Genomic DNA, 24,236 nt, shown 5'->3' with positions numbered 1-24,236 from the left:
AATTCAATGTACACAGTCATCGGCGGCACCAAGACCCGCGCCTTTCGCGTCATGTGGATGCTCGAAGAATTGGGCCAGCCCTACGATTTGAACCCCGCAGCGCCCCGCTCGGACGAGGCGCGCAAATTCAACCCTTCGGGCAAGATCCCGGCGCTTGTGGATGGCGATGAGGTGCTGACCGATTCCGTCGCCATCATGACCTATCTCGCCGACAAACACGGCGCGCTCACCGCCCCCGCCGGAACGCCCGCGCGGGCGCGGCAGGATGCGATGACCTTTTGGCTGATCGACGAATTCGACGCGGTGCTCTGGGCCGCGGCAAAGCACAGTTTCGTCTTTCCCGAAGAGGCCCGCGTGCCCGCCATCAAGGACAGCCTGAAGGCCGAGTTCGAGCGGGCGGCCAGCATCCTGTCCGACCGGCTTGAGGGGCCGTTCCTGATGGGCGATCAGATCACCCTGCCCGACCTTTTGGCGGTGCATTGCATCAACTGGTCGATCGGCGCGAAATTCCCACGGGTGGATGACAAACTGAACCTCTGGGCGAAATCCCTGCGTGAACGCCCCGCTTTCGTGGCCGCGATGACCAAGGAAAACGGTTAACCCCGCGCCCATTCCACAGCATGGCGGCCTGCCCAATGGCCGGTCGCCAGACAGCCGTTGATCAGATAGCCGCCCGTGGGCGCTTCCCAATCCAGCATTTCCCCTGCGGCAAAGACGCCCGGCACCGCGCGCAGCATCAGCCCTGTGTCCAGCGCGTCGAGCCCTATCCCCCCCGCCGTCGAAATCGCCTCATCCATCGGGCGCAGCCCGGCGTGGGCGATGGGCAGGTCTTTCAGCAAGGCGGCCAGCGCCTCGGCCTCCTGCGGCAGCGGGCGGGCCATCTCTTGCAGCAGCGCGATCTGGGCGGGGCTGAGCTTCAGCCGTTTGCGCAGATGGTTGGCCTGACTGTCCTTGCCGCGCGGCTTTGCCAAACGCGCCGTCACCTCATGAGCCTTCAAGTCCGGCAGTAGATCAAGCGTCAGCCCCTGCCCCTCGCGCAGCCCGCGCGAGACGCTATAGATGCCGCCCCCCTCCAGCCCACGGGCCGAGATCACCGCCTCCCCGCGCGAGCGGTAGGGGCCGGCGCGCCATGCCACCCCTTTCAGCGCCGCGCCGAAATGGCGGGTCATATGCGGGGACCAATCGACCAACAGCCCGACATTGGCTGGGGCAAAATTCTGCACATCCACGCCACGCGCCACCAGCAGGGGCGCCCATTCGCCAGTGGCGCCAAGCCGCCGCCAACTCGCCCCGCCAAGGGCCAGCACCGTCACATCGGCCTCGACCAATTCCCGCCCGGCGGGCGTATCGAAGGTGAATGCATCCCCCTCCCAGCCCCGCCAGTGCCACCGGGTGTTGATCGTCACCCCGCTTTCCGCCAGCCGCGCGAGCCATGCCCGTAGCAGGGGCGAGGCTTTCATCGCCCGGGGGAAAACCCGCCCGGTGGAGCCGGTAAAGACCTCTTGCCCCAGCCCTTCGGCCCAGTCCTGCACCGCTTGGGCATCGAAAGCCTCCAGCATCGGACGCAAGGCAGGCTGCGCTTCTTCATAGGCGGCGAGGAAGGGGGCGAAGGGCTCGGACTTGGTCAGGTTCAACCCGGATTTACCCGCCATCAAGAACTTGCGCCCGACCGAGGGTTTCGCCTCGCAAAGCGTGACCGACAGCCCCGCCTGTGCCATGACCTCTGCCGCCATCAGCCCTGCGGGGCCGCCCCCGATGACCAAGGCGCGGGTCACGCGGCGCGCCCTTGGGTCTGCTTGTCTGACGGGGAAGCCATGGGCCTGTCCTTGCCTTAGGGAGGATTTGACACATCCTCTTGCCTGCCGTGGCCCTGCAATGCAAGCGAAAGGGAGGACCGTGACCCAAGGCGAAACCGTGCCACATTGCCCACTCTGCCACCGGCCCATCCCTGAGGACGTGCCGCAGAGCCTGCATCACCTGATCCCCAAGCTGCGCGGTGGCAAGGGCGGGCCGACGGTGCTGATGCATCACATCTGCCACCGAGAGGTGCATGCAGCCCTGACTGAGACCGAACTGGCGCGGCACTACAACACGCCCGAAGCGCTGCGCAGCCACCCGCGGCTGGCCAAATTCGCCGCATGGGTGGCGAAACGCCCGCCCGGCTTCCGCTCCAAAGTGCCGGGCGGCACGCGCAAACGTTAGGCGGGGCCGCACATCCGTTTGATTTCCTGCGCGATGTCCGGGCTTGCCGCCACTGTGTCGGTGGCCAGCGCCTGCGCGTGATCTTGCACCTCCTCCGCCGCGACGATGCGGTCGATCAGGCCAAAAGTCAGCGCCTCCTCCGCCGTGATCTTCTGCCCGCCCATCAGCAAAAGCTTGGTCCGCGCAGGCCCGATCAGCGCCGCCATCCGCGCCGGGTCAGAGGGCTGCGGCAAAAAGCCCAGCTTCATCACCGGATAGAAGAACTTCGCCCCCGGCACCGCAATGCGCAGATCACAGGCCAGCGCCATGCCCATCGCACCGCCCGCCAACGTGCCGTTAAGCGCGGCGATGCTCAACCCCGGCAAGGCGGCCACCGCGCCCGAAAGACGCTCCCAAACATCCGACTTCGCAAGGCCCGCACGGGCTTCGTCCAGATCGGCCCCGGCGCTGAACACCTTGCCGCGCCCGGTCAAGATCACCGCGCGGGCGGCCTGCGCCTCTTCCATGATCTCAGCCAATTCGACCAGCATCGCATGGGTCAGGGAATTGGCCTTGTCGGGGCGGTTGATCGTGACGGTCCAGATGTCGCCCGCGCGGTCAAGCTCGATCATATGAGGCCCACCGCCTTGCGGATGCCTTCGTCCCGCAGGGAAATTTCATCCCCCAAGAAACGATCCGCCTCCGGGCCGCACATCCATAGCAGCGCGCGGGCGGGCCAATCGGCGGGGATATGCACGTCCCAATCCAACTGGCTGACCGGGTTCACGCCGCTGTCCTTGATGTCGCGCTGCATGTCGGTGGCCACGGTGCCGGGAGACAGGCCGATGGCGCGGATGCCGTTGCCGCCCTCTTCGTGGTGCAAACACTGGGTCAGCATATTCGCCGCCGCCTTGGAGGCACAGTAGTGGCTCCACGCCTCGACCGGGTTATGCGCCGCGCCCGAAGAGATCGTCAGCACCGAGCCGCCGCCGTTTTCCTTCATCAAGGGCAGCGCCGCGCGCATGCCGTGGAAGACACCCGTCACGTTGATGTTGATCGCCTTGGCCCAATCCGCGGGATCGGCCTCTCCCATGAGCGAGATCGGGTCGATCACGCCTGCGTTGTTGATCAGAACGTCGAGGCCACCAAAGGCCCGGCGCGTGGTCTCGACCGCCGAGGTCATCTCGTTATAGCGGGTCACGTCGCAGGGGATGGCGATGGCCTGTTTGCCCAACTCTCCGGCCAATTCGGCGATGGCATCCTGACTGCGCGCCAACAGGGCGACATTGCCGCCCGCCTCTGCGAACACACGCGCGGCGGCGGCGCCGATGCCCCGGCTGGCGCCGGTAATCATGATCGTCTTGCCTGTCATGTCCATGGGGGATCCTTCCGCTTGTTTTGTACATTGCTTGAGGGCTGTGGTAATCTGCCGATCAACCCGGGTCCAGCCTCGCATCGCTTGACCCTGCGCGGGGATTGGCAGACCCTATGCGTAACTCATTGCCGAAAAGGATTTTCCGATGTCTCGCATTTCCACCGCGTCGCTATTCCTCGCCCTGCCGGTCACGCTGGCTTCGACGCCCCTCTGGGCCGATCTGACCCCTTCCGACGTCTGGGGCGATTGGCGCCAGTATATGGAGAGCATGGGCTATGAGGTCGAGGCGAGCGAAGCCTTCAGCGGCGATGACCTGACCGTCAGCGATGTGACCCTGAAGATGGACATGGCCGAAGAGGGCGGCGATTTCTCCATGTCGCTCGGCACGCTGAGCTTTGAGCCCGAAGGCGACGGGGCGGTCAATATCCGCATGCCCACCGTCATGCCGATGACGATCAACGTTGCGCCCGAAACGCCCGAGGATAAACCGGTGTCGATGGTGTTGAACTACGCCCAGACCGCGCCGGTGATGCGCGCCAGCGGCAGCGTCGAGGCACTGCAATACGACTATGCCGCCGACAGCATTTCGCTCACGCTGGCCGGGCTCAAAGTGGGCGAGCAAAGCTATACCGAGGAAGAAGCCAAGTTCACCCTGATCGGCACCGGCGTCAGCAGCCGGACCGAGATGACCGGCACCGAGACGCGCCGCTATGATCAATCGGGCCGCATCGACAGCCTGCAATATGACGTGGTGATGAAAACCCCCGAAGACCCGGCCCGCGTCGCGGTGAAGGGCAGTGTGGATCAGGTGGTTTTTGACGGCAGCGGCACCTTGCCGATGATCGACGCAGGCGCCGACGTGGCCGCAGAAAAGCTCAAAGAATTGAGATCTGGCACCAACCTGAACACCGAAATGGATAGCATTGACCCGCAGGAAGCAGACCCTGAGGACGAGAGTAAGGGCACTAATGTCGCCGCGATGATGCGTGAAGGCTTGGCCTTCGACGGCAGCTTTACCGCTGGCGCGGGCCGCACCGACATGCAGGTTTCCGACCCCGAGAATGGGGAGTTTCAACTGATCTCAAGCTCGACCGGGGCGAAGCTCGGCGTGGCCATGGGGCCGGAGGGGCTTTCCTATGACGGCGGCCAGCAGGACATCGAAGTCAGCGTGACCGCCGCCGACATGCCCTTCCCGATCCAGTTCAGCATGGCAGAGAGCGCCTTTAACCTCAAAATGCCGGTGTTGAAGTCCGAAGAGCCGCAGGATTTCGCCTTTGGCGTGACGCTCGACCGTTTTGAGATGTCGGACATGATCTGGGGCATCTTCGACCCCACCGGCCAATTGCCCCGCGACCCGGCGACCTTGGTCGTGGACCTGTCGGGCAAGGCCAAACTGCTGTTCGAACTGATGGACCCCGAAGTCACCGCCACCATGGGCGATGAGGCACCGGGCGAGATTCACGCGCTGAACGTGAACGAAGTGTCGCTGGACGTGGCCGGGGCCGAGTTCGACGCCTCGGGCGCAATCACCTTTGACAATGACGATATGCAAACCGTGCCCGGCATGCCGAAACCCGTGGGCGCGCTGGATCTGTCGCTGGTCGGCGGCGTGGCCCTGCTCGACAAACTGGTGGCGATGGGCCTCGTGCCGCAGGAGCAGGCGATGGGCGCGCGGATGATGATGGGCCTCTTCACCGTTCCGGGCGAGGGCGAAGATTCCCTGACCTCCAGAATCGAGTTCACCGAAGAGGGCGGCATCCTCGCCAACGGTCAGCAGATCAAATAAACGGCGGCGCGGCCCTGCGCCGCGCCTGCCCTATCTGGGAAAATAGAGCCCAGCCCTTGCCCCCCGCGGGGCGGGGGATTACCCCTTTTCCAACCCCAAAAGGAGCCAGACCATGCCAGACGCCCTTGATGCATTGACCAAGTCCCTCCTTCACGCGGCCACCAAGGCCGGGGCGGATGCGGCCGATGCCATGGCGATCACCGCAAGCTCTGTCTCGATCGAAGTGCGCGGCGGGGCGCTGGAACAGGCCGAACGCTCCGAAGGGACGGACATCGGGCTGCGGGTCTTCGTCGGCCAACGTTCGGCCAATGTCTCGGCCTCCGACACGTCATCGCGCACGATCGAAGAGATGGCCGAACGCGCCGTCGCCATGGCCCGAGAAGCGCCCGAAGATCCCTATGCGGGGCTGGCCGACCCCGATCAACTCTCACCCCGCCGCGATGCCGAAGGGCTGGAGCTTTGCGACCCCACGCCCGAACCCTCCCCCGAAGCCCTGCAAGAGGATGCCGCCCGCGCCGAGGCCGCCGCGCTGGCCGTCAAAGGGGTTAGCCAAGTGCAATCGGCGGGCGCGGGCTATGGCGCGCAAGAGATTTACCTCGCCGCGACAAACGGGTTCGAGGGCGGCTATGCCCGCAGCGAACGCGGGCTGTCCTGTGTCGCCATCGCAGGCAGCGGCACCGGGATGGAGCGGGACTACGACGGCGACAGCCGCATCTTTCAGGCCGATCTGCGCGACGCGCAGGAGATCGGCACACGCGCCGGCGAACGCGCGCTGGCGCGGCTCGATGCCCGTAAGCCCCCCACCGGCAGCTACCCGGTGCTGTTTGACGAACGCATCGCCGCTTCGCTGATCGGGCACCTGCTGGGGGCGATCAACGGTCAGGCGATTGCGCGCGGCGCGTCCTTCCTGCGCGATGCCAAGGGCGAACAGGTGCTGCCCGAAGCCCTGTCCCTGATCGAAGACCCGACCCGCATCCGCGCCACCGGCTCGCGCCCCTTTGACGCCGAAGGGCTGCCGACCCAGCGGCGGGCCATCGTCGACAAAGGCATCTTGCAAGATTGGACACTCGACCTCGCCACCGCCCGCAAGCTGGAACTCAGCCCCACCGGCAACGCCGCGCGCGGCCCCGGCTCTGGCCCGCAGCCGTCGAACTGGAACATCGCGCTGACCCAGGGCGAGGCCAGCCGCGACGATCTGATTGCCGAGATGGGCACGGGGCTATTGGTGACCTCCATGATCGGCAGCACGATCAACCCCAACACGGGCGACTATTCGCGCGGCGCCTCGGGCCTCTGGGTCGAGAATGGTGAGATCACCCATGCGATCAACGAATGCACCATCGCGGGCAATCTGCGCGACATGCTGCGGGCGATGATCCCTGCCAATGATGCGCGCACCCATCTCAGCCGCGTCGTGCCTTCGCTGCTGGTGCCGGGAATGACCCTTGCCGGTGCCTGAGGACGATCTCACCCTCCTGATCGACGCCGCCCGCAAGGCGGGTGCCGTGGCGCGCGGCTTTGTAGGGGCCACGGCGAAACGCTGGGATAAGCCCGATAACGCAGGCCCGGTGACCGAAGCCGATCTGGCAGTGAACGATCTACTGCTGTCGGAGTTGCGCAGGGCGCGGCCCGACTATGGCTGGCTGTCCGAGGAGACGGAGGACAATACCGACCGGCTGGGGCATGAGCGGGTGTTCATCATCGACCCGATCGACGGCACCCGCAGCTTTGTCGAAGGGTCCGATACATGGGCGCATTCGCTGGCGGTGGCCGAGGCGGGTGAGGTCACGGCGGCGGTGGTCTATCTGCCGATGCGCGACATGCTCTATGCCGCGCACCGGGGCGGCGGGGCCACGTTGAACGGCACGCCGATCCGCACCTCCGAGGTGGGCAGGCTGGCCGAGGCGACCGTGCTTGCTGCGCGGCCCGCGCTGGTGGCCGAACGCTGGCACGGCGGGGCGGCACCGGTGTTCAAACGCAGCTACCGCCCCTCGCTCGCCTACCGTATGGCGCTGGTGGCCGATGCTTCTTTCGACGCGATGATCACCCTGCGCCGCACATGGGAATGGGACATCGCCGCGGGCACGCTGATCGTGGCCGAAGCGGGCGGCAGTTGCACCACCGCCACGGGCGCGCCGCTCAGGTTCAACAACCGCGACCCGCGTGTTGATGGCATCGTGGCGGGTGGCCCATCGGCGCAGCGCGCGCTGATTGACGCCCTTGCGTGACCGGCCTCATCTGCTAGGCACTATGCGCAGCACCGCAGCTTTGACAGATCAAAGGACAGCTCCATGACCCAACGCCTGCACCTTGTTTTCGGTGGCGAACTTGTCGATCCGACCAAGAACGCGTTCAAGAATGTCGACGACATCCATATCGTCGGGATCTTCCCCAATTACGCCAGCGCCTATGACGCATGGAAATCCGAAGCGCATCGCACCGTCGATAACGCGCATATGCGCTATTACATCGCCCATCTGCACCGCCTGCGCGACGAAGAGACCTCGGCCTCGCCCACCGAAGAGCTGGAATAAACCACTATGGCGGCGCGGTCGCTGGGGCTTGCAGCCTATCGCGCCCTCGTGCGCCGGGGCGGGGCCGAAGACGCGCCGCCCTACGCCCCCCGTCCCGAGGGGGAACTGGTCTGGATGCATGCCGCCGAAGCGGGCAACGTGCTGGCCGTGCTCGACCTTGCCAAACGGTTCATGGCGATGCGCGACCGGGTCGCGGTGCTGGTCACCCTCTCGGATGGCGCGGCGGCACAAGAGCTGCCCACGCCCGAGACGCGCGATCTGTTCATCCTCCCCGCCCCTAGCGAACACCCCGACAATGTGGCGCGCTTCCTTGACCATTGGCGGCCCGATTTCTGCCTGTGGACATGGGGCGGGCTGAGGCCCAACCTCGTGTTGGAGACCGCAGGGCGCGGCTGCCCCATGATGATGATCGACGCCGACAGCGCCGGTTTCGATGGCCGCCGGGACCGTTGGCTGCCCGATGTGACGCGGCAGTTGCTGGCGGCTTTCGAACAGGCGCTGACCCGTTCCCCCGCCGTGCTGCGCCGTCTCGTGCAACTGGGCCTGCCGCGCAACAAGGGGCAGGTGACCTCGCCGCTGCTGGCGGGTGGTCAGGCGCTGCGCTGCGCGGAATCGGATTTGGCGGATATGTCGGCCTGTCTGGTCGGGCGTCCGGTTTGGTATGCAACGCAGGTTTTGGCCGAAGAGATACCCGTCGTGCTGACCGCCCATCGCCAAGCGCTGCGCCTGTCGCATCGGTTGCTGCTTATCCTGCACACCCATGATTACCCGACCGCCGATATCGCCCATGAGCGCGCCCGCGCGCGGGGGTTCACCACGATGCGGTGGGGCGACGACCCTTACCCCGACGAGACGACGCAGGTCATGGTGGCGGACGATCCGGGCGACCGGGGGCTGTTCTTTCGGGTGGCGCCGGTGTCTTTCCTCGGGTCTTCGCTGGTCTCGGGCCACGGCGGCTGCGACCCGTTCGAGGCCGCGGCACTTGGCTCGGCGGTGCTCTACGGCCCCAAGGTGCGCAACTTCCTGCCCTCCTACGGGCGGCTCGCCACGGCAGGCGCGGCGCGGATCGTCAATGACGCGGGCGCGCTTGGCAATGCGGTGTCGCGTTTGATCGCGCCGGATCAGGCCGCCACCATGGCCCATGCGGGCTGGGACGTGATCAGCGAAGGGGCCGAACTGGCCGATAGGGTGATTGAAATGGTGCAAGACCGGCTCGACGAAGAAATGGGTGCATCCGATGCGCGCGCCTGATTTCTGGCATCTGCCCCGCCCCGACTGGCGCGCACGGTTGTTGCAACCGCTGGGCGCGCTTTATGCGACGGCCACCGCGCGGCGGCTGGCGGGCGGCACGCCGCTGCGGTTGGGGGTGCCGGTGATCTGCGTCGGCAACATCAACGCAGGCGGCACCGGCAAGACGCCCACGGTGATGGCCGTGCTGCAATATCTGCTGGAGCGCGGCCATCGCCCGCATGTCGTCTCTCGCGGTTATGGTGGCACGTTAGAGGGGCCGGTGCGGGTCGACCCCCTGCAGCACAGCGCCGAGGAGGTCGGGGACGAGCCACTGCTGCTCGCCGCCTTTGCGGATGTCTGGGTCGCCCGGGATCGCGCAGCGGGCGCGCAGGCCGCCGAAGCGGCGGGGGCAACGGTGGTGGTGCTGGATGACGGTTTTCAGAACCCCGCGCTGGTGCAGGATTTGAGCATCGTCGTGGTGGATGCGGTCAAAGGGTTCGGCAACGGCCTCTGCCTGCCCGCTGGGCCGTTGCGTGAGCCTGTCGCGGCAGGGCTGGCGCGGGCTGACCTGTTGCTCTCTATCGGGGATGAGGCGGCGCAGGCGCGCTTTGCGAAACGGCTGCCCAAGACGGACCTGCCCCATGCACGCGCCGAACTCGCGCCGTTGCAAACCGGGATGGATTGGTCGGATTCCCAAGTCCTCGCCTTTGCGGGCATCGGCCATCCTGAGAAGTTTTTCGCCACGCTCCGCGGGCTGGGGGCAACGATCCTTCACGCCGAGGCGCTGGAGGATCACCAGCCGCTGACCTCGCGGCTGATGTTGCGGCTGGAGGCCGAGGCCGCGATGCGCGGCGCCCAGCTTGTTACAACCGAGAAAGACGCGGTGCGCCTGCCGATGGAGTTCCGCGCCAAGGTGCTGACCCTGCCGGTGCGCCTGTCCCTGCCCGAAGGCAACGCGCTGTACGCAGCGCTGGACAGGCTGCCACCGCCTTAGGCCTTGTTGTCTTCGCCCAGTTTAGGGGCGGGCCGGTGCAGCGAAAGCTCGGCCCCCGAAAAGGTAAAGGGCGACCGCAGCCCGGGCACCCCGTCGAGTTCGATCTGCATGCCCCGCGCTACGACCTGCGGATCGGCCATCACATCGGCCATGTCATTGATCGGCCCGGCAGGCACGCCATGCGCTTCGCAAGCGGCCAAAAGGTCGTCACGGCTGCGCAGACGGGTCGCCCCGGTTAGGCGGCGGATCATCTCGGGCCGGTTGGCAACCCGGTCGGCGTTCTTGAGGTACTCCGGCGCGGTGGCCATGTCATCCAGCCCCAGCAATTGACACAGGCGCTGGTACTGCCCGTCATTGCCCGTGGCGATGATGAGATGGCCGTCGGAACACTCAAACACCTCATAGGGCGTCAGGTTGGGATGCGCGTTGCCCATCCGCGTCGGCGCCTTGCCGGTGGTCAGATAGTTCATCGCCTGATTGCCGGTGATCGCCACGGCGCAATCCAAAAGCGCCATATCGATATGCTGGCCGACGCCGGTTTGGTGGCGCTGGTGAACGGCGGCGAGAATCGCGGTGCTGGCATAGACCCCGGTAAAGATATCGGTGATCGCCATGCCGGATTTCTGCGGCTGGCCGTCCGGCTCCCCGGTGATCGACATCAGGCCTGACATGCCTTGGATGATGAAATCATAACCCGCGCGATGGGCGTAAGGCCCGGTATGGCCGAACCCCGTGATCGAACAATAGATCAGTTTCGGGAACTGCGCAGACAGGCTGGCATAGTCCAACCCGTATTTCGCCAATCCCCCGGTCTTGAAATTCTCGATCAGAATATCCGCATCGGCCAAAAGCTCTTTGACCTGCGCCTGACCTTCCTCAGTGCGGAAATCCACGGTGACCGAGGCTTTGCCCCGGTTGGTCGAGTGGAAATAGGAAGCGGTGACATCCTCGTCCCGGGTGACGAAGGGCGGGCCCCATTGGCGGGTGTCATCCCCCGCCGGGCTTTCCACTTTGATCACCTCGCATCCGAGGTCCGACAGTGTCTGACCGGCCCAAGGGCCAGCCAGAACACGCGCCAATTCGACGACTTTCAGTCCTGCAAGCGGTGCGGTCATTAGCCAGCCAGCGCTTCGTCGAGGATTTCCTTCATGTCGGCATAGGACATGTTGGAGTGTTTCTTGCCGTCGATGACAAAGCTCGGCGTGCTTGAGATGTCATCCTCTTTGGCGTTTGCGGTGTACCATGCCACCAGCGCCTCGGCCTTTTCGCCGTCTTTCAGGCATTCATCGAGCGTCTCGTTATCGAGCCCGGCCAGACGGCCAATCTTGCGCAGCTCGTCGACGATGGCGGCAGGCTCGCCCGCGCGGGTCCATTCGCTTTGCGATTTGTAGATCAGGTCGGCGATGCCAAAGAACTTCTCCTGACCGCCGCAGCGCGCCACCATGGAGGCCCAGAGACCGTAGCGGTCGAAATAGACTTCGCGGTAGATGAACTTGACCTTGCCACTGTCGATGTAATCGGCCTTCAGCTTTTTGAAGGTGTCGTTGTGGAAGGTCGCGCAATGCGGGCAGGTGAAAGAGGCGTATTCGACAACCGTCACCGGCGCGTTTTCATCGCCCAGGACCATCTCGGTGATGCCGGAGGTGTCGACTTCGCCCTCGGTCGTTTGCGCGTTCGCAGCGCCGACGAAGGGGGTCAGCGCAGTGCTGCCGAGGGGGGCCGAGCCAAAGCTGCTGGCGGCGAACCAGCCGCCGACGCCGAGGGTGGCAAGACCGCCAAGGATTACGTTTCTGCGATTCATAGGATGTTCCTTCCGTTTGACCAGCTATCAGATCGTCAGCTTTGGTTCTTGTTCAATATGTTCTCGCCCAGACGTGCAAGGGCCTCGCGCAGCCCCTCATCGGCCACCGGCTTGGCGGCCTCGGCTGCTTTTTGTTGCAACGCGGGGTTGGGGCGGGGCTTCTCGCCCTTGGGCTTGTGATCGAAAGCGACGCGCCCTTCGGCAAAGCCGGTCGCCGCTGTCTGGGTGATCCGCACCCGCGCGATGGCGTTGTAGCCATAGACCGCGTTGACCCGCGCGCGCAGTTGCTCCTTTTGCATCTCCAACATGGGCGCATTGGCCCCGGTGGTCAGCAGGGTCAGAGTGGCACCGATGCCCTCCTTGCGGCCATAGCTGACCTCGACAGGGCGCGAGATGGCGGCGGTTGCCTCGCCCGCGATCTCGGCCCAATGGGTCAGCAGACGCGATTGCGCAAAGCCGCGCGTCTCGCTCGCCTTGCGGATCTGTTGCGAGAGCAGGCTGTTGGTGCGTTTGAACCCTTTTGTAGTCGTACGACGTGGCGGCATGGCTTTGTTTCCCGAATGTGCTGACATACATAACCATTTGCCCCAGCGTCACCAGCCCCTGCCCCGTCGAAAGGCCTAAACATTGCGTGAGAAAACCCGCGTCAGCGAGCTGCCGCCGATCCTGCTAGAGTGGTACGACACCCACGCCCGCGCCCTGCCATGGCGGGTGCCGCCGCAGGACCGGATCGCCGGGATCATGCCCGACCCCTATCGCATCTGGCTGAGCGAGGTCATGTTGCAGCAGACCACCGTGGCCACGGTAAAGGACTACTTCGCACGGTTCACCGCCCGCTGGCCGGATGTCGCCGCCCTCGCCGCTGCCGAGGATGCCGATGTGATGGCCGAATGGGCCGGGCTTGGCTATTATGCCCGCGCCCGCAACCTGCTGAAATGCGCGCGGGTGGTGGTGGATGAGCATGGCGGCAACTTCCCCGCGGATCACGACGCGCTGCTGAAACTGCCGGGGATCGGGCCCTATACGGCGGCGGCGATTGCCTCCATCGCCTTCGATTTGCCCCATGCGGTGCTCGACGGCAATGTGGAGCGGGTGATGGCGCGGGTCTATGACATCCATACGCCCCTGCCCGCCGCCAAGCCCGAGCTGATGGCCCGCGCCGCCGCCCTGACCCCGGCGGCCCGGCCCGGCGACTATGCCCAAGCGGTGATGGATCTGGGCGCCACGATCTGCACCCCGAAATCCCCCGCCTGCGGCATCTGCCCTTGGCGCGATCCCTGCGCCGCGCGGGCGGAAGGCACGGCAGCGCTCTTGCCCAAGAAGACGCCGAAGAAACCGAAACCCGTCCGTCACGGCACGGTCTATCTGGCAGAGCGCGAGGATGGCGCATGGCTACTAGAGACCCGGCCCGAAAAGGGGCTGCTTGGCGGCATGCTCGGCTGGCCCGGCTCCGACTGGGTCGACACGTCAGAGCCGCGGCCCGACGGCACACCGCCCTTGGCCGCCGATTGGCGCGCCCTGCCGGGTGAGGTACGCCACACCTTCACCCATTTCCATCTGATGTTGACGGTACAGCACGCCCGGGTCGGCCATGACAGCCGTCCCGAAAGCGGTGAATTCATCGGCCAGAACCAGTTCCGCCCCAGCGATCTGCCCACCGTGATGCGCAAGGCCTTCGACCTCGCGCGCTAGCGCCGCGTCAGGCTTTGAGCCTCGGGCAAACTGCGGTATATCTGGCGCGCAACTATGAGGTGCCCCATGGCCAACCGCATCATCGCCGCCCAAGACCTCGCCCGCCTGTCGCGCGCCCTGCCTTTCTGGATGTCCCTGCTGCTGATCCCGCTGGCGTGGTTCTGTGCGGCGCAGGGCGGCTGGACCATCGCGCTGCTGCCGCTGGTGACATGGTATCTGTTTTCGATGCTCGACGCGGTGCTGGGGCTGAACCTCGACAACGCCGATCTGGAGGCGACGGAGGATGATCTTTATTGGTACCGCCTCGTCACCCTGCTCTGGACACCGCTGCAATGCCTGACCGTCTTTGGCCTGATCTACTACGCCACACGCGCCGGGCATCTGGACACGGCAGAGCGGATCTTTCTGTTCTTCGGCGTGGGCGTCATCACCGGCACCATCGGGATCAACTACAGCCATGAGCTGATGCACCAACGCAACAAGACCGAGCGGCGGCTGGCGGATATCCTGCTGGCCATGGTGCTTTATTCGCATTTCCGGTCTGAGCATCTGTTGGTGCACCACCGCCATGTCGGCACCCCGCGCGACACGGTGACGGCGCGCTACAACGAAGGGTTTCATCGCTTCTACCCCCGCGTGCTGCGCGAGTCGCTGACATCGGCCTTTCAAGCGGAAAAGAACATGCTGGCCCGCAAGGGGCTGCCTTGGACCGATCCGGGCAATCCGTTTTTCAAATACTGGGCGCTGCAAGCCACCTTTCTGCTGCTGGCGCTGATCTTGGGCGGTTGGAGCGGGCTGGGCCTGTTCCTTGTCCAAGCCGGGGTGGCGATCTGGCAATTGGAACTGGTCAATTACATCGAACACTACGGGCTGACGCGTAAACATCTGGGCGGCGGGAAATATGAACATGTCCAACCGCGCCATTCGTGGAACGCGGCGCATAAGGCCAGCAACTGGCTGCTGATCAACCTGCAACGCCATTCCGATCACCACTACAAACCCGACCGGCGCTTTCCGGTCTTGCAAACCTACGGCACGGGCGATGCGCCGCAGCTTCCTTACGGCTATCCGGTGATGACCATGGCCGCCATGGTGCCGCCGCTGTGGCGGCGCGTTATGAACCCGCGGGTGCGCAAATGGCGCGAGATGTACTACCCCGAGATCACCGATTGGAAAGCCTACAACAAGGCCAGCAATCCCCTGCCCCGGCTCTGATCACGGCAACGCAAAGTTAAACTTTGCCTGCCAGAAAAGCTGCGATTGTTACCAGTGGAGTGGTATTGATGCAGCACCAACAAACGCCCGCGCGGGCGGCCTATGATGGCACCTGTCTGATCGTCGAAGACAGTGAGTTTGACCGAGAAAGACTGCGCCGCGTTCTGGCCCGCGCCTATGGCGGGATGCAGGTCGAATTCGCCCCCAGCATCGAAGCGGCACGCCGGGCGCTCAGCGCCGGGGACAAGGCGCTGATCCTGCTCGACAACAACCTGCCCGATGGGCTGGGCGCGAATTTCGCGCTGGAACTGGCCTGTGACGATCGCCACGCCCAAACCCCTGTCATCATGCTCAGCGATTGGCCCTCTCCGGTCATGTGGGAGAAAGCCGCCTCTGCCGGGGTGCTCTATGTGGTGAATAAATGCGACTTCGATGCCACCTACCTCGCCGCTGCGCTGCGCGCGCTTCAGGGCCGCAACCGGCAGATGCATTAGGCCAGCCTCACAGGCTGATTCAAAAAAACCCCGCCATCGGGCGGGGTCAAGGTAGGCACCCGTGTGCATGCCCCTCACGCAGAGGGGCCACGGGTGCCGGCGGTGTTCGATTATCCGGGGTGGATCAGTTCGCCATCTCGGCCCTGATCTGCTGACGCAGAATGTCGATGGGGACATTCTTGCCGTCTTTCTTGTAGCACCAATAGGTCCAGCCGTTGCAGCTTGGCGCTTTCTCATAGGCCGCGCCAACCTGATGGATCGACCCTTTGACATCGCTGCCAATGAGGGTGCCATCGGCGCGGACCTTGGCCTTGTGGCGGCCATTCATGGAATAGAGGTTCTCGCCCGGGCGCAGCATGCCACGCTCGACCAACTGGCCGAAAGGCACACGCGGCTCGGCGCGTTTGGAGGTGGTGGTTTGCAGCGCTTCGTTGTCGAACTTGCGCACCATCGAGATCCGCTTTTCAGCAACCTTGCGATAGGCTTCCTCACGTTCGATCCCGATAAAATCGCGGCCCAGCATCTTGGCCACGGCGCCGGTGGTGCCGGTGCCGAAGAACGGGTCGAGGATCACGTCGCCGGGGTTGGTCGAGCCGACAAGAATGCGGTGTAGCAGGCTTTCGGGCTTCTGCGTCGGATGCGCTTTCTCGCCCGCCTCATCCTTCAGACGCTCATGGCCGGTGCAGATCGGCAGCACCCAATCGCTGCGCATCTGAATGCCTTCGTTCAGCGCCTTCAGCGCCTCATAGTTGAAGGTATATTTGCTGTTCTCGCTCTTGCCGGCCCAGATCATCGTCTCATGGGCATTGGTAAAGCGCTTGCCGCGGAAGTTCGGCATCGGGTTGGATTTGCGCCAGACCACATCGTTGAGGATCCAGAAGCCTTGATCCTGAAGCGCGGCACCGACGCGGAAGATGTTGTGATAGCTGCCGATCACCCAGATCGCACCATCGGGCTTGAGCAGACGCCGCGCGGCTTTAAGCCATGCGCGGGTGAATTCGTCATAGGCTTTGAAGCTGGCGAATTGGTCCCATTCGTCATCAACTGCATCGACCTTGGAGTTGTCGGGGCGATGCAAATCACCTCGCAACTGCAAGTTGTAGGGCGGATCCGCGAAGATCAGATCCACCGATTCTGCTGGGAGGGCGTTCATTGCCTCAATGCAATCGCCCGCAACAATAGTGTTCAAGGGAAGCGCCGCGGCGCCCTTTGTCATCGTTTTCATATCTCTGCCTCATTACCCGGCGCTTAAGCGCTCATTGGTTGTGGATAAAATGAGCCATCAGAGAATCGTGGTCAATTTCTTTTTTGAATCAATCGGTTAACAAATTGGCTTGATACAAGATATTGTGTACCGGTTTGAACAAACGTCTATGGTGTGGGGTGACACCAAGATCCTGCAGGGCGGCGATGTGGCTTTTCGAGCCATAGCCCATATTGGTTTCCCAACCGTAACCCGGATGCTGTTGCGCCAAATCCACCATGAGGTTATCGCGCACGGTTTTCGCAACGATAGAAGCCGCTGAGATCGACAGACAGCGCGCATCGCCCTTCACCACAGGTTGCGCGGGCAGCGCCAAATCACGCGGAAGCATATTGCCGTCGATCAGCGCATAGTCCGCTTTGCAGGCCAATCCGGCCAATGCACGGGTCATGGCCAGATGGCTGGCACGCAAGATGTTGTGTTCCTCGATCTCTTCGACCGTGGCATGGGCCACGCAGACCACGGCGACCGACATGATCTCTTCATAAAGCCTTTCACGGGCGCGGGCGGTCAGTTTCTTGGAATCGTTCAACCCCTGAGGGATCTGCCCTTCGGCAAAGACCACGGCAGCGGCAGTGACCGGCCCGGCCAGTGGGCCACGGCCCACTTCGTCCACACCGGCGATGGTGCGAAAGCCGCGGGTCATCGCCCCGCGTTCGAGTTCATAGTCAGGTATCATGGGGCTGGTGAAACCGCATGCGCCCCAAAGGTGCAACAGAAAAGAGAAAGGGGAGGCGCCCGAACACCCCCCCTTTCAAAACCCGAGCGACAGGGACGTGCCGCTCGGTCAAGGCACGCCGGAGTTACCGACGCGCCAAGCTGTAACCCGAGTCGCGCAGACAGCGGGCGTCATAGCCGTAGCGCGCGCCCTCGGCGGTACTGACGCGTTTGGCGCAGTAGCGGGGCAGGCGATCGGCATAGGAGTAATTTTTCTCAAGGCAGGGCTCGCCAAACATCATGACCTTGCCCTCATCGCCCTCATAGCTGCGGAAGCACTGCTGCGGCAGCAGCTTGCGGTCCACGCGCTCAGGCAGGGGGCGCACTTCGCGCTCAGGGTAGGTGGTACGGTCGCGCTCAGGGCGGGTCCAGTCGCTGCGACGCGGTGCGGGGCGCGGGTCAACATAGGGGCGCTGATGGGGCCGCTTGGAAACCGTCGGGTAATACCGGGGCGCCTCATAGACCGGCGCGGCACGGCGACGGGTCACGGTCTCACGCTCTTTACGCTCTTTGTTGTTGTCGTAGATCATCTTGCCCACGATCGCGACACCCGCAATCGCGGCGAGCGTGCGCAGCACCTCTTTTTCATCGGCAGCAGCCGGGCGGGCGCCAAAGGCAGTGATGGCAACCGACAGGGCGGCGATGGTAGCAATGAACTTGCGGTACATGGGTCTGGTCCCTTCTCGTTATCGGCGCGTTTCGCTGCGCCCTTGATCCTCTGCGGCCATAACTCGGGGGCCGCGTATCGGTTCGTATGTCTGTTGGTGCCAACAAATTGGGATGAGGGCCAAAGACAGGCAATAACAGGGGGCCGTTATCCAATAACAAGACGCTCAAATCGCCTTGGTTATTGAATATCAGCGGGTGAAAGCGCATTAAAAACATATGAAAAACCCATGCCTCTCAAACCCATGTCTCTCCTTGCTGACCGCGCTGGCGGTCATTCTGGCCCTGCCGGCCGCGGCAACGGCTGGATGCTTTGCCGATTACAAGGCCAAGCAAGACAATCCGCTGCGCCTTCACTATGGGGTGGCGCAGATCTCCGGGGCCTGTGAGCCAGCCTCCGCCGAAACCGAACTCACGCCGCGTCTTGCAGCGGAGGGCTGGACATTGTTGAATGTGCTGTCTGTTTTCGGTGACGAAGGCTTGGATCAAAGGAAAGACAGTGCAGGAACATTCTACCTCCGCTTCTGACATGCGCAGATTTGGCGGGCGTTTCGTGATCGGTGGCATCGCCACCGTGGTCGCCGTGCTTTTGGTCGGGGCGCTTGTGCTGCTCTGGGCGCTGCCGGATGCGAACGTCTTTAACGCCCGGGTCGAGCGGATCTTTATCGAGAACGATGATCTGACCACCCAGGCCGAGATCAAGCTGCTGGAAATCCTCGCCCAGTCCGGCACCGCCTTTTCCGAGACTTTGGCCAGCTACCGCATCGTGATCGTGGTGCTCTTGGTCTTTGCCAGCGCCATGCTGGTCGCGGCGATGGTGTTTCTGTTCATGCTGATCGGCTTCAACCGCCGCATGGCCCAGATCGAGCGGACGGGCATTCAGGTCAATTCCCTGCTGATCAGCCGGGAAGAGAATACCGTCTATCTCAATAACCTCGGCTTCAAACTGACGGCTGCTGCGATGGAGACGATGGCAGTCCTTGCTGAGGCGCGGATGGATGACGACGTGCTGTCGGGCTCTGAGATCGAAGGCATGATCTCGGGCCGCAGCCCCGCCGACTGTGATGAGGCCGCGGGTGCCACGCGGATCAAACGCCTGCGCGACACGCTTGGCAACCAGCTGGTGTCGGAACTGCTGGTCAAGAACATCGCCCGGCGCGGCTATATGCTCGCGATCAACAAGGACGTGATCAAGGTTCTTTAACCCCGGCAAAGCACCGCCCTGCCCCGCCCTCACGCGGCTGGCCCTAGCCAATGCCCCGCAGGCACGTTAAATGGCGTCAAATTAAATTGGACAGACTGGAGTAATCAAATGGGTTATCGCGTCGCCGTCGTCGGTGCCACAGGCAATGTGGGCCGTGAAATGTTGAACATCCTTGCGGAGCGTCAGTTCCCCGTGGACGAGATCGTGGCTCTTGCCAGCCGCCGTTCGCTCGGGACTGAGATCACCTTCGGGGACAAGACCCTGAAGACCAAAGACCTCGACACTTTCGATTTCACCGGCTGGGACATGGCGCTTTTCGCCGTGGGCTCGGAAGCGACCAAGAAATACGCCCCTGCCGCTGCCAAAGCGGGCTGCGTGGTGATCGATAACTCTTCGCTCTACCGCTACGACAACGAAGTGCCGCTGATCGTGCCGGAAGTGAACCCCGAAGACGTGCACGGTTACTCCAAGAAGAACATCATCGCCAACCCCAACTGCTCCACCGCGCAGATGGTCGTGGCGCTGAAGCCGCTGCACGACCGCGCCAAGATCAAGCGCGTCGTTGTCAGCACTTACCAGTCGGTTTCCGGCTCGGGCAAAGAGGCCATCGACGAGCTCTGGGACCAGACCAAATCGGTCTACAACCCGACCGACAATTACGAGGCCAAGGTCTACCCCAAGCAGATCGCCTTTAACGTGATTCCGCATATCGACGTCTTCCTCGAAGACGGTTCGACCAAGGAAGAATGGAAGATGGTCGCCGAGACCAAGAAGATCGTCGACCCGTCGATCAAGGTCACCGCAACCTGCGTGCGCGTGCCGGTTTTCGTGGGCCATGCGGAATCGATCAATATCGAATTCGAAGACCACCTTGATGAGGCCGAAGCCCGAGATATCCTGCGTGAAGCGCCCGGCATCATGGTGATCGACAAGCGCGAAGACGGGGGCTACGTCACGCCCGTCGAATGCGTCGGCGATTTCGCCACCTTCATCAGCCGCATCCGTCAGGACAGCACCATCGACAACGGTATCAACCTGTGGTGCGTCAGCGACAACCTGCGCAAGGGTGCCGCCCTGAACGCCGTACAGATCGCCGAGCTGCTGGGCCGCGAAGTGCTGAAAAAGGGCTGAGGTTTAGCCACAGCTTAGGAGTAAGAAAGGGGGCCAAGCGGCCCCCTTTTTCGTTCTACGATTCATCGACGGTCAGACCGGCTCGAACGCGCCCAATTCGGGCAGGTAATGCTCCAACCCGCCCTCGCCAATGTCGGTCCAAAGACCGTGCAACGACAGCTCGTCCTTATCGACCGCCTCTTTCAGCCATGGGAAGGTCATCAGGTTTTCCAGCGAGGTGACAACGGCGAGTTTTTCAAGCTGACGCTCCTGCTCTCGCTTGTCCTTGATGCTGGACACGGAATCGAAGGTCGGGCGCAGGATGTCCATCCAGCGGCCCACGAAACTGTCTTTCTTCTCAAGCTCCGGCGCCTCGCCCCGGCACATGGCGGCACAGCCCGCCACACCGCCGCAGCTGGAATGGCCCAACACGATCACATGCGCGACCTTCAGCGCCGTCACCGCATATTCGATCGCCGCCGAGGTGCCGTGCTGGTTGCCGTCGGGCTGGTAAGGCGGCACGAGGTTGGCGATGTTGCGGTGGATAAAGAACTCGCCCTGATCGGCCCCGAAGATCGAGGTCACATGCACCCGGCTGTCGCAGCAGGAAATTACCATGGCCCGTGGATGCTGCCCTTCGGAAGCAAGGCGGCGATACCACGACTGGTTCTCGGCATAGCCCGTCGCCTTCCACCCCTGATAGCGTTGCAACAGATACGACGGCAGAGCCTTGGCCTTGTCCATGTGTAAACGTCCCCTAATGCGTGATGCGGTTTTAGCGCAGATAGCGCAAATGCCATACGAATTCGAGAGAAAAGGCACAATCATCGCAACCCTTTGCACACCTTCATGCGCCATATTGCCCCTGAGGCCGTGGGGGCGATCGAAGGATGACTGGAATGCAACTTATGCAAATTCGCCCGACCGAACAGGTCTGCGTCGATCAAGAGCGGCTGGCGCTGCTCTACACACAACTGGGTGAGGTGGGGGCCGAGGATGTTCTCTGCCGCGCGATGGAGGAATTGGCCCTGCGCCTGTCCCATTGCAAAAGGCTCCATGAGGGCCAAGACCGCGCCGGGCTGCGCAAAAGCGTGCACCGCCTGATCGCCATCGCCGATCAAATCGGCATGGCGCTCGTCGCCCGGGTGGCGGCGGATGTGATGGTCTGTATCGACGCCGGGGATGACATCGCCACGGCGGCCACGCTGTCGCGGCTGATCCGCAGCGGCGAACGGTCGCTGACCGCGATATGGGACCTGCCCGAGATCACGATCTGATCGCTTGCGGGTGGCGATGGAAAAGGTAGGCTGCGCGCAAATCCAGATTTGCAAAGGTTTGTCATGTCCGCCGAATTCGCCGCCCCCTCCGCCAATGCCCTGCCGCTTCATGTCTTGAGCGAGACCGCGCTTGAAGGCTGGCTTGCCGATCAGCCCGGCGCTGTGCAGGCATGGGTGAAGGCCAGCGGCTTTGTGGGCGGCCTTGGTCAGGCGCTTGTCGTGCCGGGTGCCGAGGGCGCGCCGGTGATGGCACTGGCGGGCTACGGGTCCGAGGCTGCCCGCCGCCGGGGCCGCTTTCACCTCGCCGCCGCTGCAGCCAAGCTTCCTGCCGGGGATTACCGGATCGAAAGCGGCCTGCCCGAGGATCAGGCGGCGACAGAGGCGCTCGGTTGGCTGCTGGCGGGCTACCGATTTGACCGCTACCGCGAACAGTCCCCGCTGACTGCCGGCCTCGTCGCGCCCGAGGGGGTCGACGCCGAACAGATCACCGCGCTGGCCACGGGTGAGATGCTGACCCGCGACCTGATCAACACACCCGCCTCCGACATGGGGCCGCCCGACCTTGAAGCCGCCGCGCGCAAACTGGCCGAGCGGCATGGCGCGCAGATCGAGGTGACAACCGGCGATGCCCTGCTGGAAAACAACCTGCCGATGATCCACACCGTGGGCCGCGCCGCCGACCGCGCGCCGCGGCTGATCGACATGACATGGGGCAACGCGGGGCCAAAGCTGACACTGGTGGGCAAGGGCGTTTGTTTCGACACCGGCGGGCTGAACCTGAAACCCGGCGCCTCGATGGCACTGATGAAGAAGGACATGGGCGGGGCCGCCGCTGTGCTGGGGCTGGCGCATATGATCATGGCCACCGGCATGGAAGTGCAACTGCGCGTGCTGATCCCGGCGGTGGAGAATTCGGTCTCCGGCAACGCCTTCCGCCCCGGCGACATCCTGACCTCACGCAAGGGGCTGACGGTTGAGATCAACAACACCGATGCCGAAGGGCGTCTTGTGCTGGCCGATGCGCTGGCGCTGGCGGATGAAGACAGGCCCGATCAGATCATCTCAATGGCGACGCTGACCGGGGCCGCACGGGTGGCCGTGGGGCCGGACCTTGCGCCCTATTACAGTGACGACGCCGCCTTCGTCGCGGCTTTGGAAAGCGCCGCTGCCGGGTCTGCCGATCCGGTCTGGCGGATGCCATTCCACGATGCCTACGAGGCGCTGATCGAGCCCGGCATCGCCGACCTCGACAACGCGCCCAAGGGCGGCTTTGCCGGGTCGATCACCGCCGCGCTCTTCCTGCGCCGCTTTGTGACCGACAGCAAATACGCGCATTTCGACATCTACGGCTGGCAACCTGCCGACGCCCCCGCCCGCCCGAAAGGCGGCACCGGCCAAGGCACTCGCGCGATCTATGCCGCCCTGCCCGCCTTGCTGAAATCATGAGCGATCCGCGTCTTATCCCGGACCCGGCGCTGGCGACCCAGAACCGCCCCGCGCAGGTGGCGGTGCCGGTGGCCGACCTCTGCCGCCGCCCTGACGGGCCACGCGACCGGCAGCTGCTGTTTGGCGAGCAGGTCACCGTGCTGCATGAGGCGTCGGGCTGGGCCTATGTGCAGGCCGAGAAGGATGGCTATTGCGGCCATGTTCTGCAAAGCACCCTCGGCACACCGCGCAGCGCCACCCACCGCGTCTGCGTGCCTGCCACCCATGCCTATCGCAATGCCGATCTGAAATCGCCGGACCTGCTCAGCCTCAGCTACGGCGCGCCCGTCACGGTCACGGCAGAGACCAAAGATTTCGCCGAAACCCCGCAGGGGCACATTCCGCTGGGCCACCTTGCCCCTGTTGAGAGCCGAGAGGCCGACCCCGCGCAAATCGCCGCGCTGTTCCTTGGCACGCCCTATCTCTGGGGCGGCAACAGCCGTTGGGGGATCGATTGTTCGGGCCTCGTGCAGGCGGCGCTGCTGGCCTGCGGCACCCCCTGCCCCGGAGACAGCGACCAGCAGGAAAAGACCGTGGGCACCCTCGTCAGCGGCGCCTATCAGCGCAATGATCTGTTGTTCTGGAAAGGCCATGTCGCGCTGGTGGTGGACGGCGAGACGATGATCCACGCCAACGCCCACGCCATGGCCGTGTGCTATGAAAACATCACCGAGGCCATCGCCCGGATCGAAGCGGGCGGTGACGGCCCGGTGACGGCACATCGCCGCCCCGGCGTTTAATCTACTGCGCGGATCAGCTTGCGCTCCAACACGCGCAGCACGGCCTTCAGGTCACGGCCCCGGCGCAGCACCTGCCCGCCGGTGCCCACCACCGCATACATCCCCTGCCGGTTGCGCAGCTTGGGACGCTTTTCGATCCGGTAAAGCGGTATCTCAGCCGTGCGGCGAAAGACCGAAAAAACGGCCACGTCCTTAAGGTGCGAAATCCCGTAATCCCGCCACTCCCCCGCGGCGACCATACGCCCGTAGAGCGATAGGATCAGCGACAGTTCGGTGCGGTGAAAGGCGACCTGTTCGGCAGGGCGCTCGAAAGCCGTGATCGGCGATGGGGGCTCTATGCTCATAGCTTTACAGTTGACCCTGACGGGGGCCAAATCAAGCCCTGACATTGCCGAAAGCGCCGCTCAAAATTTCTTGAAAGCGTTACAGAATTGTGCAACCAATCTTGAAAATGAAACACAAAGGCATGAC

28 protein-coding genes are annotated in these 24,236 nt (G+C 63.9%); 17 read left to right on the top strand and 11 right to left on the bottom strand.

Features of this window, described 5'->3' with window-relative positions; genetic code table 11:
- Positions 1-6: 6 nt before the first annotated feature.
- On the top strand, positions 7-600 hold the full coding sequence (locus tag ACGYLQ_RS12235; protein ID WP_394443230.1) for a glutathione S-transferase family protein: 594 nt from the start codon (positions 7-9) through the stop codon (positions 598-600).
- On the opposite strand, the gene ACGYLQ_RS12230 is transcribed toward ACGYLQ_RS12235, so the two are convergent.
- Positions 597-1,775: a TIGR03862 family flavoprotein gene (locus ACGYLQ_RS12230; RefSeq protein ID WP_394443228.1), complete on the bottom strand. Its 1,179-nt coding sequence runs from the start codon at positions 1,773-1,775 to the stop codon at positions 597-599. The two genes, ACGYLQ_RS12235 and ACGYLQ_RS12230, sit on opposite strands and share 4 nt — an antisense overlap.
- A gap of 121 nt (positions 1,776-1,896) precedes the next feature.
- Between ACGYLQ_RS12230 and ACGYLQ_RS12225 the strand changes: the two genes are divergently transcribed.
- Positions 1,897-2,202, top strand: a complete 306-nt coding sequence (locus ACGYLQ_RS12225) for an HNH endonuclease (RefSeq protein WP_231886283.1) — start codon at positions 1,897-1,899, stop codon at positions 2,200-2,202.
- Here the strand turns inward: ACGYLQ_RS12225 and ACGYLQ_RS12220 are convergent.
- Positions 2,199-2,813, bottom strand: coding sequence for an enoyl-CoA hydratase/isomerase family protein (locus ACGYLQ_RS12220; RefSeq protein ID WP_394443227.1), 615 nt, complete (start codon positions 2,811-2,813; stop codon positions 2,199-2,201). The two genes, ACGYLQ_RS12225 and ACGYLQ_RS12220, sit on opposite strands and share 4 nt — an antisense overlap.
- Positions 2,810-3,559 (bottom strand): SDR family oxidoreductase, encoded by a 750-nt coding sequence (locus tag ACGYLQ_RS12215; protein ID WP_394443226.1) that lies wholly within the window; start codon positions 3,557-3,559, stop codon positions 2,810-2,812. The genes ACGYLQ_RS12220 and ACGYLQ_RS12215 overlap by 4 nt, the downstream gene beginning before the upstream one ends.
- A gap of 142 nt (positions 3,560-3,701) precedes the next feature.
- Between ACGYLQ_RS12215 and ACGYLQ_RS12210 the strand changes: the two genes are divergently transcribed.
- The 6 genes from ACGYLQ_RS12210 to lpxK all read left to right on the top strand — a co-directional run bounded on the left by ACGYLQ_RS12210 (position 3,702) and on the right by lpxK (position 10,100).
- Entirely contained in the window at positions 3,702-5,342 is a 1,641-nt protein-coding gene (locus tag ACGYLQ_RS12210; RefSeq protein ID WP_394443224.1) for a DUF2125 domain-containing protein, read from the top strand.
- Positions 5,343-5,454: 112 nt separating this feature from the next.
- Positions 5,455-6,801 carry a TldD/PmbA family protein gene (locus ACGYLQ_RS12205; protein ID WP_394443222.1) on the top strand — a complete coding sequence of 449 codons (1,347 nt, stop codon included), beginning with the start codon at positions 5,455-5,457 and terminating at the stop codon, positions 6,799-6,801.
- Positions 6,794-7,570, top strand: a complete 777-nt coding sequence (locus ACGYLQ_RS12200) for a 3'(2'),5'-bisphosphate nucleotidase CysQ (RefSeq protein WP_394443332.1) — start codon at positions 6,794-6,796, stop codon at positions 7,568-7,570. Before ACGYLQ_RS12205 ends, ACGYLQ_RS12200 begins: the two co-directional genes overlap by 8 nt.
- Positions 7,571-7,633: 63 nt before the next feature.
- Positions 7,634-7,876: a DUF4170 domain-containing protein gene (locus ACGYLQ_RS12195; protein ID WP_067262181.1), complete on the top strand. Its 243-nt coding sequence runs from the start codon at positions 7,634-7,636 to the stop codon at positions 7,874-7,876.
- Between the two features lie 6 nt (positions 7,877-7,882).
- Entirely contained in the window at positions 7,883-9,127 is a 1,245-nt protein-coding gene (locus tag ACGYLQ_RS12190; RefSeq protein WP_394443221.1) for a 3-deoxy-D-manno-octulosonic acid transferase, read from the top strand.
- Positions 9,114-10,100: a tetraacyldisaccharide 4'-kinase gene (gene lpxK, locus ACGYLQ_RS12185; protein ID WP_394443220.1), complete on the top strand. Its 987-nt coding sequence runs from the start codon at positions 9,114-9,116 to the stop codon at positions 10,098-10,100. The genes ACGYLQ_RS12190 and lpxK overlap by 14 nt, the downstream gene beginning before the upstream one ends.
- Here the strand turns inward: lpxK and ACGYLQ_RS12180 are convergent.
- From ACGYLQ_RS12180 to ACGYLQ_RS12170, 3 genes are read right to left on the bottom strand one after another with little or no spacing between them, the layout of a single operon-like run.
- Positions 10,097-11,215 (bottom strand): CaiB/BaiF CoA-transferase family protein, encoded by a 1,119-nt coding sequence (locus ACGYLQ_RS12180; protein WP_067624451.1) that lies wholly within the window; start codon positions 11,213-11,215, stop codon positions 10,097-10,099. The two genes, lpxK and ACGYLQ_RS12180, sit on opposite strands and share 4 nt — an antisense overlap.
- Positions 11,215-11,901 (bottom strand): DsbA family protein, encoded by a 687-nt coding sequence (locus ACGYLQ_RS12175; protein WP_394443218.1) that lies wholly within the window; start codon positions 11,899-11,901, stop codon positions 11,215-11,217. The genes ACGYLQ_RS12180 and ACGYLQ_RS12175 overlap by 1 nt, the downstream gene beginning before the upstream one ends.
- 35 nt (positions 11,902-11,936) lie before the next feature.
- A complete protein-coding gene (locus ACGYLQ_RS12170) occupies positions 11,937-12,446 on the bottom strand; it encodes a DUF721 domain-containing protein (RefSeq protein WP_271688827.1) in 510 nt (169 codons plus the stop codon).
- An 82-nt stretch (positions 12,447-12,528) separates the two neighbouring features.
- On the opposite strand from ACGYLQ_RS12170, the gene mutY reads away from it, so the two are divergent.
- From mutY to ACGYLQ_RS12155, 3 genes are all read left to right on the top strand, one after another.
- Positions 12,529-13,593 (top strand): A/G-specific adenine glycosylase, encoded by a 1,065-nt coding sequence (mutY, locus tag ACGYLQ_RS12165; RefSeq protein ID WP_394443216.1) that lies wholly within the window; start codon positions 12,529-12,531, stop codon positions 13,591-13,593.
- Between the two features lie 66 nt (positions 13,594-13,659).
- Positions 13,660-14,808, top strand: coding sequence for an alkane 1-monooxygenase (locus ACGYLQ_RS12160; protein WP_394443214.1), 1,149 nt, complete (start codon positions 13,660-13,662; stop codon positions 14,806-14,808).
- Between the two features lie 68 nt (positions 14,809-14,876).
- On the top strand, positions 14,877-15,302 hold the full coding sequence (locus tag ACGYLQ_RS12155) for a response regulator (RefSeq protein WP_394443212.1): 426 nt from the start codon (positions 14,877-14,879) through the stop codon (positions 15,300-15,302).
- Between the two features lie 124 nt (positions 15,303-15,426).
- Here the strand turns inward: ACGYLQ_RS12155 and ACGYLQ_RS12150 are convergent, their stop codons facing one another.
- From ACGYLQ_RS12150 to ACGYLQ_RS12140, 3 genes are all read right to left on the bottom strand, one after another.
- Positions 15,427-16,527 carry a site-specific DNA-methyltransferase gene (locus tag ACGYLQ_RS12150; protein ID WP_136720258.1) on the bottom strand — a complete coding sequence of 367 codons (1,101 nt, stop codon included), beginning with the start codon at positions 16,525-16,527 and terminating at the stop codon, positions 15,427-15,429.
- A gap of 88 nt (positions 16,528-16,615) precedes the next feature.
- Positions 16,616-17,245: a ribonuclease HII gene (locus tag ACGYLQ_RS12145; protein WP_394443210.1), complete on the bottom strand. Its 630-nt coding sequence runs from the start codon at positions 17,243-17,245 to the stop codon at positions 16,616-16,618.
- A 124-nt stretch (positions 17,246-17,369) separates the two neighbouring features.
- Positions 17,370-17,951 carry a hypothetical protein gene (locus ACGYLQ_RS12140; protein WP_394443208.1) on the bottom strand — a complete coding sequence of 194 codons (582 nt, stop codon included), beginning with the start codon at positions 17,949-17,951 and terminating at the stop codon, positions 17,370-17,372.
- A 217-nt stretch (positions 17,952-18,168) separates the two neighbouring features.
- On the opposite strand from ACGYLQ_RS12140, the gene ACGYLQ_RS12135 reads away from it, so the two are divergent.
- The 3 genes from ACGYLQ_RS12135 (at position 18,169) to ACGYLQ_RS12125 (ending at position 20,284) form a co-directional block, all read left to right on the top strand.
- Positions 18,169-18,477, top strand: a complete 309-nt coding sequence (locus ACGYLQ_RS12135) for a hypothetical protein (protein ID WP_120349986.1) — start codon at positions 18,169-18,171, stop codon at positions 18,475-18,477.
- A 1-nt stretch (position 18,478) separates the two neighbouring features.
- Entirely contained in the window at positions 18,479-19,153 is a 675-nt protein-coding gene (locus ACGYLQ_RS12130) for a transcriptional regulator (protein ID WP_394443331.1), read from the top strand.
- 108 nt (positions 19,154-19,261) lie between these two features.
- Positions 19,262-20,284, top strand: coding sequence for an aspartate-semialdehyde dehydrogenase (locus ACGYLQ_RS12125; RefSeq protein ID WP_067266005.1), 1,023 nt, complete (start codon positions 19,262-19,264; stop codon positions 20,282-20,284).
- 72 nt (positions 20,285-20,356) lie between these two features.
- On the opposite strand, the gene ACGYLQ_RS12120 is transcribed toward ACGYLQ_RS12125, so the two are convergent.
- Entirely contained in the window at positions 20,357-21,007 is a 651-nt protein-coding gene (locus ACGYLQ_RS12120) for a carbonic anhydrase (RefSeq protein ID WP_322328477.1), read from the bottom strand.
- A 155-nt stretch (positions 21,008-21,162) separates the two neighbouring features.
- Between ACGYLQ_RS12120 and ACGYLQ_RS12115 the strand changes: the two genes are divergently transcribed.
- The 3 genes from ACGYLQ_RS12115 to ACGYLQ_RS12105 all read left to right on the top strand — a co-directional run bounded on the left by ACGYLQ_RS12115 (position 21,163) and on the right by ACGYLQ_RS12105 (position 23,765).
- Positions 21,163-21,540 carry a hypothetical protein gene (locus tag ACGYLQ_RS12115; RefSeq protein WP_209218490.1) on the top strand — a complete coding sequence of 126 codons (378 nt, stop codon included), beginning with the start codon at positions 21,163-21,165 and terminating at the stop codon, positions 21,538-21,540.
- Positions 21,541-21,603: 63 nt separating this feature from the next.
- Complete coding sequence (locus tag ACGYLQ_RS12110) at positions 21,604-22,986, top strand: leucyl aminopeptidase family protein (protein WP_394443206.1); 1,383 nt, start codon at positions 21,604-21,606, stop codon at positions 22,984-22,986.
- Positions 22,983-23,765, top strand: coding sequence for a C40 family peptidase (locus ACGYLQ_RS12105; RefSeq protein WP_394443204.1), 783 nt, complete (start codon positions 22,983-22,985; stop codon positions 23,763-23,765). Before ACGYLQ_RS12110 ends, ACGYLQ_RS12105 begins: the two co-directional genes overlap by 4 nt.
- Here the strand turns inward: ACGYLQ_RS12105 and ACGYLQ_RS12100 are convergent.
- The gene (locus ACGYLQ_RS12100) at positions 23,762-24,109 is read right to left on the bottom strand and encodes a DUF2794 domain-containing protein (RefSeq protein ID WP_394443202.1); all 348 of its coding nucleotides are present in this window, start codon (positions 24,107-24,109) and stop codon (positions 23,762-23,764) included. The genes ACGYLQ_RS12105 and ACGYLQ_RS12100 overlap by 4 nt on opposite strands.
- Positions 24,110-24,236: the final 127 nt, after the last annotated feature.

Origin of the sequence: Sulfitobacter sp. 1A12779 (assembly GCF_043557315.1) — a bacterium.
GTDB lineage: Bacteria > Pseudomonadota > Alphaproteobacteria > Rhodobacterales > Rhodobacteraceae > Sulfitobacter > Sulfitobacter faviae.
The sequence above is the reverse complement of the archived record's forward strand: the minus strand, read 5'-3'. Positions and strand labels throughout refer to the sequence as shown.